This is a genomic window from Flavobacterium sp. GW821-FHT11G01, assembly GCF_058808175.1.
This window is the reverse complement of record NZ_JBXARK010000002.1, coordinates 164,569-178,540: the sequence shown is the minus strand read 5'-3', so window position 1 is coordinate 178,540 and position 13,972 is coordinate 164,569. Positions and strand designations below refer to the sequence as shown.

8 protein-coding genes and 3 tRNA genes are annotated in these 13,972 nt (G+C 34.4%); 5 read left to right on the top strand and 6 right to left on the bottom strand.

Annotation, left to right across the window (positions count from 1 at the left end; translation table 11 throughout):
- The first annotated feature begins 1 nt into the window (after window position 1).
- Window positions 2–4,513, top strand: coding sequence for an FIDD domain-containing protein (locus tag AC1RRN_RS04560; RefSeq protein WP_492966166.1), 4,512 nt, complete (start codon window positions 2–4; stop codon window positions 4,511–4,513).
- 107 nt (window positions 4,514–4,620) lie between these two features.
- Here AC1RRN_RS04560 and typA read toward each other — a convergent pair whose 3' ends face one another.
- Window positions 4,621–6,417, bottom strand: a complete 1,797-nt coding sequence (gene typA / locus AC1RRN_RS04555; protein ID WP_029272769.1) for a translational GTPase TypA — start codon at window positions 6,415–6,417, stop codon at window positions 4,621–4,623.
- Between the two features lie 167 nt (window positions 6,418–6,584).
- Here typA and AC1RRN_RS04550 point away from each other — a divergent pair, with 167 nt between their 5' ends.
- Window positions 6,585–8,294, top strand: a complete 1,710-nt coding sequence (locus AC1RRN_RS04550; RefSeq protein ID WP_492966165.1) for a PAS domain-containing sensor histidine kinase — start codon at window positions 6,585–6,587, stop codon at window positions 8,292–8,294.
- A 6-nt stretch (window positions 8,295–8,300) separates the two neighbouring features.
- Window positions 8,301–8,717 carry a response regulator gene (locus AC1RRN_RS04545; protein ID WP_492966164.1) on the top strand — a complete coding sequence of 139 codons (417 nt, stop codon included), beginning with the start codon at window positions 8,301–8,303 and terminating at the stop codon, window positions 8,715–8,717.
- A gap of 342 nt (window positions 8,718–9,059) precedes the next feature.
- On the opposite strand, the gene rpsT is transcribed toward AC1RRN_RS04545, so the two are convergent.
- The 5 genes from rpsT to proS all read right to left on the bottom strand — a co-directional run bounded on the left by rpsT (window position 9,060) and on the right by proS (window position 11,320).
- The gene (rpsT, locus tag AC1RRN_RS04540; RefSeq protein WP_007803459.1) at window positions 9,060–9,311 is read right to left on the bottom strand and encodes a 30S ribosomal protein S20; all 252 of its coding nucleotides are present in this window, start codon (window positions 9,309–9,311) and stop codon (window positions 9,060–9,062) included.
- Window positions 9,312–9,465: 154 nt separating this feature from the next.
- Window positions 9,466–9,537: transfer RNA gene (locus tag AC1RRN_RS04535), tRNA-Glu, on the bottom strand.
- A 42-nt stretch (window positions 9,538–9,579) separates the two neighbouring features.
- Window positions 9,580–9,651 (bottom strand) — tRNA-Glu (locus AC1RRN_RS04530).
- Window positions 9,652–9,692: 41 nt separating this feature from the next.
- Window positions 9,693–9,764: transfer RNA gene (locus AC1RRN_RS04525), tRNA-Glu, on the bottom strand.
- A gap of 77 nt (window positions 9,765–9,841) precedes the next feature.
- Complete coding sequence (proS, locus tag AC1RRN_RS04520; protein ID WP_492966163.1) at window positions 9,842–11,320, bottom strand: proline--tRNA ligase; 1,479 nt, start codon at window positions 11,318–11,320, stop codon at window positions 9,842–9,844.
- Between the two features lie 101 nt (window positions 11,321–11,421).
- On the opposite strand from proS, the gene AC1RRN_RS04515 reads away from it, so the two are divergent.
- Both AC1RRN_RS04515 and AC1RRN_RS04510 read left to right on the top strand, forming a co-directional pair.
- Window positions 11,422–12,417 (top strand): hypothetical protein, encoded by a 996-nt coding sequence (locus tag AC1RRN_RS04515; RefSeq protein ID WP_492966162.1) that lies wholly within the window; start codon window positions 11,422–11,424, stop codon window positions 12,415–12,417.
- A 49-nt stretch (window positions 12,418–12,466) separates the two neighbouring features.
- Window positions 12,467–13,963, top strand: a complete 1,497-nt coding sequence (locus AC1RRN_RS04510) for an OmpP1/FadL family transporter (RefSeq protein WP_492966161.1) — start codon at window positions 12,467–12,469, stop codon at window positions 13,961–13,963.
- Window positions 13,964–13,972 lie beyond the last annotated feature (9 nt).

The window sequence follows — 13,972 nt, the reverse complement described above, 5'->3', positions numbered from 1 at the left end:
AATGAAGAAAGCATTATATTTTATGTTGTTTTTGTTTTGCACATTAAATTGCTTCTCACAATTTAGTAAAACACACTATATCCCGCCATTAATTTCTGTTGCAGGATTTGCATCCGATCAATATATATACATCTCCACTCCAAGTCTTATTAATGTAAATTTTAAAATTATAGCCAATGGAGGCAGTGTGGTAAACGGATCCGTAAATAGCAGTAATCCCTACCGATATTATATCGGAACAGGTACTGAAACCCAATTATTTGCACCCTTAACTAATATTGGAATTATATCAAACAGAGGGTATATTATTGAAGCAGAGGACCTGGTTTATGTAAGTGCCAGAGTCAATGCCGGACTGGCTCAAAACGGAAATTATAATCATGCGGGAGGACTAGTTTCTAAAGGAAACAGTGCCCTTGGTACGACTTTTAGATTAGGTGCAATGTTAAATCCTCTTTTTGATGAAACATTATTGAACTTTGCTTCTATCATGGCAACTGAAAACGGAACTAAAATCACCATTTCAAATATTCAAAATGGCACCCAGCTATTGGACGGAACAATTATTTCCGGGCCAATAACCGCTACCTTAAACAAAAATGAAAGTTTTATACTGGCTTTAAAAAATTATAATGGAGGTACAGTTACATCAAGTGGTACTGTTGCATCGAATAGTTCTAAAATAATTGGAGCATTGGTTACTTCAGACAAACCAGTGGCAGTCAATTCAGGGTCGTTTGGAGGAAGCAACAGCACAGCATTAGGACCAACTCAAAATGGCGGTTTTTCTCCTTTGGGAAGAGATGTGGGGTTTGACCAAATTGTTTCGTTAGAAAAAACAGGAAAAGAATATATATTTATCAAAGGTCTTGGTACAGATGAATTAGAACGCGTTTTAATAGTAGCTCATTATGATAATACAGAAATATTTCTCAATGGTTCTCCCACTAATTACACCACACTTAATAGCGGAGAGTATATTGCCATTGATGGAAGCCAATTTGATAATGGAAGTTTATATGTAAAAACATCTGCAAATGTGTTTGCGTATCAAAGTATTGGAGGGACAATAAGTCCTGCCAATCAAAACTTGTTTTTTGTACCTCCAATAAATTGTGCGACGCCAAATACAGTAGACAACATTCCTCAAATCCAATCAATTGGGAATAATACTTTTAACGGATTTCTAAATATAGTAACCGAAACGGGTGCTGCAGTTTTACTAAATAATAGCCCTATCGATGCTCTTCCTGTCACAATCGAAGGAACAACAGCATTTGTGCGCTACAATGTGGCTAATTTATCTGGAAATATAACTGTCAAATCAACTAAGCAAGTTTATGTTTCTTATTTTGGAACCAATGGAGCCGCAACTTATGGAGGTTATTATTCAGGTTTTGATCTAAAACCTGAAATTGTAAGTAGCAAAATTGCATTAACCAGTTCATCTTGTATCCCAAATGTATCTTTAAAAATTAATTCATTGTCACCTTATGACACTTTTCAATGGTACAAAGACGACATCATTATTCCAGGTGAAACTAAAAACAATTTTAGTCCGGCCCAACCTGGTTTTTATCAAGTAAGAGGAAGTATTTCAGGTTGTGCAAGTGATGTTTTCTCAGACAAAATTCCAGTAAGCGAATGTCCGATCAATCTTGACAATGATTTAGCCAACGACAATATAGATATTGATTATGACAATGATGGATTAACAAACTGCACTGAATCTTATGGAGATCTGACCTTAAATCTCTCAAACCCAAATTCAGGTTTAGTAAAAACAGAAACTTATTCAAATTCGTTTTTAGGTACAATTACCAACACAACACCCTCCGCTACAACACCTTTTTCTGGAAACGCAGATGGCAGTTTTATTACTGAAGTAATGGCTGGAAAAGGTTTTTCTGTAAGCTATAAATTGGATTTTGCAAAACCGATAAATCTAAGTTTAGAATACAGTACAACTGCAAATACAGCCGATTTATTAAATTCTGACTCCGAATACATTATCAATTCAGACATTGATAAAACGGTTACTGTCCTCAATCCAACCAATCAATTATTAATCGACACAAATTATGATGGAATTTACGAAAGTGGCATTACTCAATTCTCTTCTTTCGAAATTCGCTTCCGATTAAACGGAAGTGTCCCTCTTCCGGCTGGAACAGGCACATTCAAATTCAAGTCTTATCAAACTCAATCATTTAAAATCACACATAAAAATCTGGTAGATACTGCTGGAAACAAAGCAACATTCAGACTTATAGCAACCTGCGTTCCAAAAGACACCGACGGTGATGGAATTGCAGACCAATTAGATTTAGATTCAGACAATGATGGCATTCCAGATGTCATTGAATCACAAACAAAACCAATAGCTTTATCAAATACTGATATTAATTTAGATGGATTGGACGAAATTTTTAATCCCTCATCAACAACAATAGATACAGATAATGATGGTATTCCAAATTATCTTGATTTAGACAGCGACAATGATGGTATATATGATTTGGTTGAGTCAGGAAGTAATACCCCAGATCTTAACAAAAACGGAATTATTGATACAGTCGATTTTGGAATCAATGGATTATCAAATTCTTTAGAAACAAATCCTGATAGTGGCATTTTAAGCTATACTGTTTTAGATTCTGATGGTGACGGCATAAAAAACCACACAGAAATGGACAGTGACAATGATGAATGCAACGATGTGATCGAAGCTGGATTTACAGATCCAAATTTTGACGGTCAATTAGGAAATATCCCCGTTACAGTAAACCCTGGCGGAATTGTAACAAGCAAAATTGATGGTTATACAAGTCCTAATGGCAATTACATTATTGCAACTCCTATTTTTATTACCAAACAACCCGAAAATCAAACAATTTGTGAATGGCAAAAAGCGACTTTCAGCATCGAATCTAATGCTGACAGTTTTCAATGGCAGTTTTCCATTGATAGTGGTAATACATGGAATGTTTTAACTGATAATACAACTTATTCCGGAACTAAAACTGCCTCTCTAACAATTCAAAAAGCAAGTCCTGCAATAAATGGTTATCAGTATCGTGTTTTATTAAATAGAAGTAATAATGCCTGTGGCTTAACCTCTGCTAATTCTGTCAAACTCATTCTTCTTGCTTTGCCTATTTTAAATTCTCCAATAACTATCGTTCAATGTGACGACGATACTGATGGGATTTCAAACTTTAATATAACCGAGAAAAATAGTTCTGTTTCTGCCAATTTCACCAACGAAACATTCTCTTATTACACTACTTTACAAGGAGCAAATACAAAGTATCCTGCTGCATTAATTTCAAATCCTATTGCATTTTCAAGCAGTAATAAAAATATTTGGACAAGAGTTGAGAATTCAAACGGATGTTTTTCGACTGCTCAATTAAATTTGGTGGTTTCAACAACACAAATTAATTCGGGTTTTAAAAGATCATTTAGCGTTTGTGATGATTTTATCGATGAAACTAATAGCGATAAGGACGGAATTACAACCTTTGATTTTAGCAGTGTAACAAATGACATTCAAGCTTTACTTCCTTCGAATACAAATTATCGCATAAAATATTATGCTGATGAAGCTGATGCTTTCGCAGAAACAAATGCAATTCCAGATCCTTCAAATTATAGAAATACAAGTCCGAACCAACAAGAAATTTGGGTACGTGTCGACAGCAATCTGGACAATGCCTGTTTTGCATTAGGACCATATGTTACTCTTAAAGTAAATCCAAAACCAGATATTGACATTAACAGTAATCAGAGCGCTGATAAACTAGTTTGTTCTAATTTACCATCCTTTTTTGTCAAACTCGATGCAGGAATCATAGGAAATACTTCTGCTAGCACCTACACATTTGTGTGGTCAAAAGACGGAAGTATAATTCCCGGTGAAATCAGTGAAACTTTAGATGTAAATGAAGAAGGTAAATATACAGTAGAAGTTTTTACAAAAGACGAAAATAGCTGTAGCAGAATCCGAAGCATTACTGTAACTGCATCTGATATTGCACATCTCGATTCTCTTTCTATCTCAGACTTATCCGATTACAACACCGTCGAGGCAAACGTTTCAGGAACTGGAAATTATGAATATAGTATTGATGATCCCAACGGTTCTTTTCAAGAATCTAATTTCTTTGAAAATATTCGCCCAGGAATACATGATCTATACATTCAAGATAAAAACGGTTGTGGAACAATTTCCAAAACTGTTGCGGTACTGGGAATTCCTAAATTTTTTACTCCCAACAATGATGGTTATAATGACTACTGGAATATAAAAGGAGCAAATGAGAGTTTTAATTCGGGGGCAAAAATTCTTATTTTCGATCGATATGGTAAACTAATCAAGGAAATTACCGCATCAGGAAACGGTTGGGATGGAACTTATATAGAAAGTCCAATGCCTGCAGATGATTATTGGTATATCATAAAACTTGAAGATGGACGTGAAGCAAAAGGTCATTTTAGTTTGAAAAGATAAACCTAATAAAGCTCAAATTTAAAAATTCAAAATTACAATATTCTCTAAAAAAAAATCCCAAACTCCATATTGGAATTTGGGATTTCTATATTGAAATTTAAATCGTATTAGATTTTAAATCTTTTTCTATCAGTTTCTGTCAAATAAATTTTTCTTAAACGGATAGATTTTGGAGTAACCTCTACATATTCATCTTTTTGAATGTACTCTAAAGCTTCTTCAAGAGAGAAAATGATTGGAGGGATGATTCTTGCTTTTTCATCATTTCCAGAAGAACGAACGTTCGATTGTTTTTTCTCTTTAGTTACGTTTACACACATATCATCTCCACGAGAGTTTTCTCCAATTACCTGACCTTCGTAAATTTCAGCATTTGGTTCAACGAAAAACTTACCACGATCTTGTAATTTATCGATAGAATAAGGAATAGCTTTTCCTTTTTCCATAGAAATCAATGAACCTTTGTTACGTCCGGCAATTTCTCCTTTGTAAGGCTCATATCCAATAAAACGGTGTGCCATAATAGCCTCACCAGCTGTTGCAGTAAGTAATTGATTACGCAATCCAATAATTCCACGTGATGGAATATTAAATTTCACAATCATACGCTCCCCTTTAGTTTCCATACTTAACATTTCACCTTTACGCATAGTAACGAACTCAACCGCTCTACCTGAAAGATTTTCTGGTAAATCGATTGTTAATTCTTCAATTGGCTCACATTTTTTACCATCAATTTCTTTGATGATAACTTGTGGTTGACCGATTTGCAATTCGTAACCTTCTCTTCTCATTGTTTCAATAAGAACAGACAAGTGAAGTACTCCACGACCAAAAACCATGAATTTATCAGCAGAATCAGTTTCACCTAACTTCATAGCTAAGTTTTTCTCTAATTCTTTTGTCAATCTTTCTCTAATATGACGAGAAGTTACAAATTTACCCTCTTTACCAAAGAAAGGAGAGTCATTAATTGTAAACAACATACTCATTGTAGGCTCGTCGATATCAATCGTTTTTAGACCTTCAGGATTTTCAAAATCAGCAATTGTGTCACCAATTTCAAAACCTTCAACTCCAATGATTGCACAAATATCTCCAGCAATAACTTCTTGTACTTTTTTACGACCAAGTCCTTCAAATGTATGAAGTTCTTTGATACGAGATTTAGATACAGTACCATCTCTTTTTACTAATGAGATTGGCATACCTTCTTTAAGAACTCCTCTTTCAAGACGACCAATAGCGATACGACCTGTAAATGCCGAGAAATCTAAAGATGTAATCAACATTTGTGGTGTTCCTTCAGAAACTTTAGGAGCTGGTACATTTTCAACAACCATATCCAATAATGCTTCAACATTATCAGTTACGTTTTCCCAATGATCAGACATCCAGTTATTTTTAGCTGAACCATAAACTGTTGGAAAATCCAACTGCCATTCTTCAGCACCTAATTCAAACATTAAGTCAAAAACTTTTTCGTGAACTTCTTCAGGAGTACAGTTTTCTTTATCAACTTTATTGATAACTACACATGGCTTAAGACCTAAGTCAATAGCTTTTTGTAATACAAAACGAGTTTGTGGCATTGGACCTTCAAAAGCATCCACTAGCAAACATACACCATCGGCCATGTTCAATACACGTTCTACTTCACCTCCAAAATCGGCGTGGCCTGGAGTGTCAATAATATTGATTTTTGTTCCTTTATATTGAACTGATACGTTCTTAGAAGTAATAGTAATACCTCTCTCGCGCTCTAAATCGTTATTATCAAGAATTAAATCACCTGTGTTTTCGTTGTCACGAAATAATTGACAGTGATACATAATTTTATCAACCAAAGTGGTTTTACCGTGATCGACGTGGGCAATAATTGCAATGTTTCTAATAGATTCCATCTGTGATTTTTAATGGGTGCAAAGGTACACTTTATTTTGATATAAAAAACGTTTCTTTGATAGTTTGCGTATATCCAAGTAATTAGTCTACCGATCAATGTAAATTTAACTGTCAAATTGACACCTAATAATTGCTGAATTATAGTTAATTTAACTATATTTGAGTAATGAAAAGTAAAACTCTCCAAATTACTCTAATTTATATTATCATTTCGTTATTTATGGCAATAATCTGTCATAAAATACTCACTATTTACTTTTCACCAGCAAAAAACTATAATTTATTCCTTGCAAAAGATATTTTTTTCATTTTAACCACAGGACTAGTATTCAGATATATACTCTCGAAAAATGAAGTCAAAAATAAATCTGTTTTTGAAAAACTAAAACAAACAAATGAAGAAATTAAGGAATCTAATGAAAAATACGATATTGTAGCTAAAGCAACAAGCGACACTATTTGGGACTGGAAAATACAAGAAGACAGCATTAGCTGGAACAGAGGTATTGAAAGCGTATTTGGATATAAGCAGGAAGATGTAGGTAAAACTTCAAAATGGTGGTTTGACAAGATTCATCCTGAAGACAGCATTAGAATGTCAATTAAATTATATTCGTTCATTGAGCAAAAAACCGAAAAATGGCAGGATCAATACCGTTTCAGATGTGCCGACGGAACTTATAAATACGTATTAGACAGAGGCTTTTTACTCAAAGACGAAAAAGGAAGAGCCATTAGAATGATTGGAGCTATACAGGATATCACCAAACAAAAAGAAGAAGAACAACGATTAAAACTTTTAGAAACCGTAATTACACAATCTAAAGACTCAATTTTAATTACAGAAGCAAATTCAGCAGCCCGTAAAATACCAAAAATCGTCTATGTAAACCCGGCATTTTCTCAAATGTCAGGATATCAATCCAACGAAATAATAGGAAAATCTCCAAATATTTTCAAAGGACCAAAATCAGACTCTGACGAACTAAAAAAACTTCTAAGAGCTATTAAAAATGAAGAAGAATGCCTAATCGAAACCATTACCTACACGAAACAAAAAGAAGAGTATTGGGTTCGATTCTCAATGATTCCAATTTTTAACAATGAAGGCGTAATTTCACACTGGATTTCGATACAAAGAGACATCACCGATGAGAAAAAACTAGAAACAGAAAAAGAACATCTTATTCGCGAACTAACACAAAACAATAAGGATTTAAAACAGTTTTCATACATTACATCACACAATCTTAGAGCTCCCTTATCTAATTTAATTGGCCTTTTAAATCTTATTGAAGATATTCCTGTCGACAATATTGAACTCGAAGAAATTATATCTGGATTTACAAAATCAACCCATCTACTAAATGAAACTATTAATGACCTGGTAAAAGTCATTATTATTAAAGATAACCCTTCTATGCAAAAAGAAGAAGTGTCATTAAAAGAAGTATTCGAAAACGTATTTAGTCAATTGTCATTTCAAATAGAATTACATAAACCAATCATCAAACTCAAATTTGACAGAGTTCCGTTACTAAATACAAACAAAGCTTATATAGAAAGTATTTTACTTAATTTATTAACGAATTCCATAAAATACAAATCAGAAAATAGAAAATTAAAAATATCAATCATGGCCGAACAAATAGATCACAAAGCCATATTAACATTTAAAGACAACGGAATTGGCATAGATCTTGAAAGAAACCGGGATAAGGTTTTTGGTCTTTATCAAAGATTCCACAATTATCCTGACAGCAAAGGACTAGGATTATATCTGGTAAAATCGCAAGTCGAAACCATGGGCGGCACCATCAGTATCGATAGCGAGGTCAATAAAGGAACCACATTTACAATAACATTTAAAAATTAACCTATTATGCTTGAGCAAATCTTATGCATTGATGACGATCCAATCACATTAATGCTATGCAAAAAAGTAATTTCAAAATCCGAATTTTCGAATGAAATTATTACCGCTCAAAATGGTGAAGAAGCACTACTTCACTTCAATACCCTAAAATACACTAACAACAAAAACAAAGTAAATAAAAAACCTGAATTAATTTTTTTAGATTTAAACATGCCCGTCATGGGTGGTTGGGAGTTTCTGGATCATTTTACATCTGTAGATTATATTGAGTTCAATACCACGGCAAGTGTAATTGTATTATCCTCCACAATTGACCCTGAAGATTTAGCCAAAGCAAAAAAATATCCTATAATTATCGATTTCCTTTCAAAACCAATTACACAGCCCATGTTGGAATATCTTAAAAAGAAAATTGATATTTAAAGATTATATTATTCCCACAATCTATCAATAAGAACAATTATGGCGTTTCCCTCCGGGCCTCGCTGTCCACTAAATATTTTGCTCCATATCGTCGTCTAGGGTAACCAGAACTCATTATTCGTCACAAAAGTCCCCTAACGCAATTAGAAGCAAATTGAGCGAGTTATTTTTACAAAAAAACCAAATAAAAACAAATTCTAAATTCCAATACTATTATTGTTAGTTAATAGAATGAGTATTGAAATTTAGAATTTTTCAATTGAAATCCTTGAATTTTATCCAAACAAAAAAAGCCCTCTAAAAAAAAGAGGGCTTTTTATATATTTAGGAAATTGCAATTAATTACAATTTAGCAACATGTTTAGTTAATTTAGACTTCAAGTTAGAAGCTTTATTATCATGAATGATGTTCTTTTTAGCTAATTTATCAATCATAGAGATTACAGTTGATAATTTAGAAGCTGCATCAGATTTTTCAGTAGCTAATCTTAATGCTTTAATTGCATTACGAGTAGTTTTATGTTGGTATCTATTAAGAACTCTTCTTTTTTCGTTACTTCTGATTCTTTTTAATGCTGACTTATGATTTGCCATTTTCTTTTAATTTTAGATGTAATAATTATTATAAATACTAGTTAAAAAAGAAAAACCTCCCACAATTATAAAACAATCACTTTGGTTTTAACTAATAAAATAAAAATCGAGACACCAACTTTTATTTTACAAAACTTATTTACAACTAATTTTGTAGTCTGTAAGGGAATCGAACCCCTGTTACCAGGACGAAAGCCTGGAGTCCTAACCCCTAGACGAACAGACCAGGTTCCTTCTAAGTTTTCTTCAATTTTATAAATTGAAATTGTAGCCCGTAGCGGAATCGAACCGCTCTTACATGGATGAAAACCATGCGTCCTAACCGATAGACGAACGGGCCATTTAATTCTCAATATTTCAAGAAATGCGCAGTAAAAGTAGTAGCCCGTAGCGGAATCGAACCGCTCTTACATGGATGAAAACCATGCGTCCTAACCGATAGACGAACGGGCCTGCTTCTCTAATGCGGATGCAAAAATACAACTATTTTTAAGATGTACAATACCTGATGCAAAAAAAATTAAAAAAATTTAATATGCCTTCGCAAATAACACTCTTTTTGTAGACGGATTCCCAGTAAATACGCAGGTTCCCGCTTCTTCTACACTATCCAAAGGAATACAACGAATTGTTGCCTTTGTCAAGTCTTTTATTTTTTCTTCAGTAGCAGCCGTACCGTCCCAATGAGCCGATACAAACCCTGCTTTACCCTCTAATACTTCCTTAAACTCCTCAAAACTATTTACTTCCGTAATATGTGTATTACGATAGTCTAATGCTTTATTAAATAAGTCTGCCTGAATCTGCTCTAACAGGTCATTTACATAAGTAACGATTCCTTCAGCAGAAACCACCTCTTTTGTTAATGTATCTCGTCTTGCAACCTCAAAAGTCCCGTTTTCTAAATCTTTTGGACCAACCGCAATTCTAACTGGCACACCTTTCAATTCCCATTCAGCAAACTTGAATCCTGGTTTTTGAGTTGTTCTGTCATCATATTTAACTGAAATCTTCAATTTTCTCAACTTCACAGTCAAATCATTAACCGCAGCTGTGATTTCAGCTAATTGTTCATCTGTTTTATAAATAGGAACAATTACAACTTGTATAGGTGCTAAATTTGGAGGCAAAACCAATCCCTGATCATCAGAGTGCGTCATAACCAAAGCTCCCATTAAACGAGTCGAAACTCCCCATGAAGTTCCCCAAACGTGTTCTTGTTTCCCTTCAGCATTTGCAAACTTAACATCAAAAGCTTTTGCGAAATTTTGCCCTAAAAAGTGAGAAGTTCCGGCTTGCAATGCTTTTCCGTCCTGCATTAAAGCTTCAATACAATAAGTCTCATCTGCACCCGCGAAACGTTCTGTCTCCGTTTTTATACCTTTTACAACCGGAATCGCCATAAAGTTCTCCACAAAATCAGCATAAACATTCATCATTTTTTCAGATTCCTCTAAAGCTTCTGCTTTTGTAGCGTGTGCTGTATGACCTTCCTGCCACAAAAATTCAGCGGTTCTCAAAAACAAACGCGTACGCATTTCCCAACGAACCACATTGGCCCATTGATTAATCAATAAAGGTAAATCTCTATAAGATTGCACCCATCCTTTATAAGTAGACCAAATAATAGCTTCACTGGTTGGACGAACAATAAGCTCCTCCTCTAATTTAGCATTTGGATCTACCATTAATTTTCCGGGTTTATCGGGATCATTTTTTAATCTATAATGTGTTACGATTGCACATTCTTTTGCAAATCCTTCTGCATTTTTCTCTTCCGCTTCAAACATGCTTTTCGGCACGAATAAAGGAAAGTATGCATTTTGATGTCCTGTCTCTTTAAACATTCGATCTAACTCCGCCTGCATTTTTTCCCAAATAGCATATCCGTACGGTTTAATAACCATACATCCTCTAACTCCTGAATTTTCAGCTAAATCTGCTTTAACAACCAGTTCGTTATACCATTTCGAATAATCTTCTGATCTTGTAGTGAGGTTCTTACTCATATTGAATAGTTTGGCACAAATTTTGTTTTAATAATTTTAACTAAATAGTTTGACAAAACTAACTATTTTTGTAATGTGCAACAATAAAAAACACCACAGATATGAAAACTTCTACTACTCTCCGCCAAAACTCAAGTCATTTTTACTTAATTGGATTATTGAGTTTTCTACTTGCATCGTGTGGTTCTTACCAAAATTCATCCTATCAAGATAATGATGGAGTATATGGTGGTTCACAAAGAACGTATGCTCAAAATAACACATCAAACGTTAATAATCAATATAAAGATTACTTTAAATCGTTACAAAACGACGGTCAGCCAACTGAAATTTTTACAGACGTAGACAGTTATGGTAATTATGCAGAAAATGACAGTACGCAAACTGATGCAAAAGCTTACCCTGCATGGGGAAGCGCTAATTCAGATGTATCTGTAACCGTTTACTCTGATCCAATGTGGTCATGGGGAATCGGATTTGGTTGGGGATATCCATATTATGGATACGGATACGGTTATGGCTGGGGCTATCCTTATTATGGATGGGGTTATCCAGGATATTACCCAGGATGGGGATACCCGGGTTATTACCCACCTTATTATGGTTATGGATATAACAATTACTCATATAGTTACGGAAGAAGAGGATCTGCTGCTTATTACGGATCAAGAGGATATTCTACCAGAAGCTCATATAATAGCACTGGCAGAAATTATGCCGGAAGAGGAAACTACACTACAAACAGAAACAGTTATACTACAAACAGACGTACAGACTACTCTGACTTCAGAAGAAGTTCTAATGTAAATGGAAGAAATTATTCAAGTCCTACTTTTACAAATAGAAGAAGCACAGCTCAGGGTCAAAGCGGCTACGACTATTCTAACAGAAGATCTGGTACAACTACAACTACAAACAGAAGCTACAATTACAATAACAGTAACAGCAGCAACTCTTCGAGATCATACTCTCCTAGCCCATCCCGCTCAATGAATAGCAGTGGCGGAAGCATGAGATCATCTGGCGGTGGTGGATCATACGGCGGAGGCGGCGGAGGTGGAAGATCTGGTGGCGGTGGAGGCGGCGGAAGAAGATAATTCTTCCTTCACTAATCAGATCAGATAACTCACATTAAAACTTAACCACATGAAAAAAATACTTTTCCTTTTTATTACAGGACTAACTTTTAGCGTCTCACATTCTCAGGAAGTATCAGATGCTGTTCGTTACGCACAAGACAATTTAACTGGAACCGCAAGATTTAGAGCTATGGGTGGTGCCTTTGGAGCTGTTGGAGGAGATCTATCAGCCTTAACAGTAAATCCTGCCGGTTCTGCAATATTCAATAACAATCAGGTTGGAGTAACTTTTAGCAATCAAAATATTAAAAACAATTCTAATTATTTTGGAACCCAAACCAGCGAGAAAGAAAACTCTTTTATTCTAAATCAGGCTGGCGGCGTTTTTGTTTTTAACAATCCAAACAACAACTGGAGAAAAATTGCAATTGGCGCAACATATGAAAACACCAACAATTTTAACAATCAGGTTTTTTCAGCAGGTACGAATCCAAGAAATTCTGTTGATCAATATTTTTTGACTTATGCCAATGGAATTCCATTAAATGTAATTGCTGACGTTCCTTACCGCGACTTATTTTATGATGAGCAACAAGCTTATTTTGGATATAAAGGATATGTAATAAATCCGGTTACTAACGATCCAAATAACACACAATACACTTCTAACGTTCCTGCTGGAGGAAATTATTATCAGGAAAACGAAATTTACACTAGTGGATATAATAGTAAAGTAAGTTTCAATATTGCAACATCATATAAGGACAGAATCTATTTTGGAGCAAACTTAAATGTACATGTTACAGATTATAGAAGATCAAGTAGTTTTTATGAAGACAACAGTAATCCATTAGAACCAACTGAAACTATATCTAATTTACGTTTTAACAACGATCTTTATACTTACGGAAATGGCTTCTCTTTTCAACTTGGTGCAATTGCCAAAGTCACCGAAGCTTTCAGACTTGGTTTAGCATACGAATCGAATACCTGGTATGAACTTTATGACGAAGTTACACAGAGTTTGCAAACAACAAGACAAGCAGATGGAGGTCAACCAATTCACGAAAGTATCAATCCAAATGTCGTAAATGTATATGAATCTTATACTTTACAAACCCCTGCAAAATGGACTTTTAGTGGCGCTATAGTATTTGGAAAATCAGGTTTAATCAGTGTTGATTACGCGATTAAAGATTATTCAAACACAAAATACAAACCAACAAGCGATCCAGGCTTTAGAGGATTAAACGGAGATATCAGTAATCAATTGACTAGTAATGGTGAATTAAGAATTGGTGGTGAATACAAAATAAACCGACTAAGTTTACGCGGAGGGTATAGATTTGAAGGAAGTCCTTATAAAAACGGATCAACAATTGGAGACTTAAATAGCTACTCAGGCGGTTTAGGCTATAGTTTTGGAGCCACTAAATTAGACTTAGCTTATTCTTATTTAGAGAGAAAATCAAATCAGGGATTTTTTGCAATCGGATTTACTGATGGCGCCAACATTTCATCGAAACTAAATAATGTTTCTTTGACTTTATTATTTGAATTGTAATTAAATTAA

What these genes read in the sequence shown, in the direction of transcription:
- AC1RRN_RS04560 (WP_492966166.1), top strand. Translation starts at nt 2, where the DNA reads ATGAAGAAAGCATTATATTTTATGTTGTTTTTGTTTTGCACATTAAAT.
- typA (WP_029272769.1), bottom strand. Translation starts at nt 6,417, where the DNA reads ATGGAATCTATTAGAAACATTGCAATTATTGCCCACGTCGATCACGGT.
- AC1RRN_RS04550 (WP_492966165.1), top strand. Translation starts at nt 6,585, where the DNA reads ATGAAAAGTAAAACTCTCCAAATTACTCTAATTTATATTATCATTTCG.
- AC1RRN_RS04545 (WP_492966164.1), top strand. Translation starts at nt 8,301, where the DNA reads ATGCTTGAGCAAATCTTATGCATTGATGACGATCCAATCACATTAATG.
- rpsT (WP_007803459.1), bottom strand. Translation starts at nt 9,311, where the DNA reads ATGGCAAATCATAAGTCAGCATTAAAAAGAATCAGAAGTAACGAAAAA.
- proS (WP_492966163.1), bottom strand. Translation starts at nt 11,320, where the DNA reads ATGAGTAAGAACCTCACTACAAGATCAGAAGATTATTCGAAATGGTAT.
- AC1RRN_RS04515 (WP_492966162.1), top strand. Translation starts at nt 11,422, where the DNA reads ATGAAAACTTCTACTACTCTCCGCCAAAACTCAAGTCATTTTTACTTA.
- AC1RRN_RS04510 (WP_492966161.1), top strand. Translation starts at nt 12,467, where the DNA reads ATGAAAAAAATACTTTTCCTTTTTATTACAGGACTAACTTTTAGCGTC.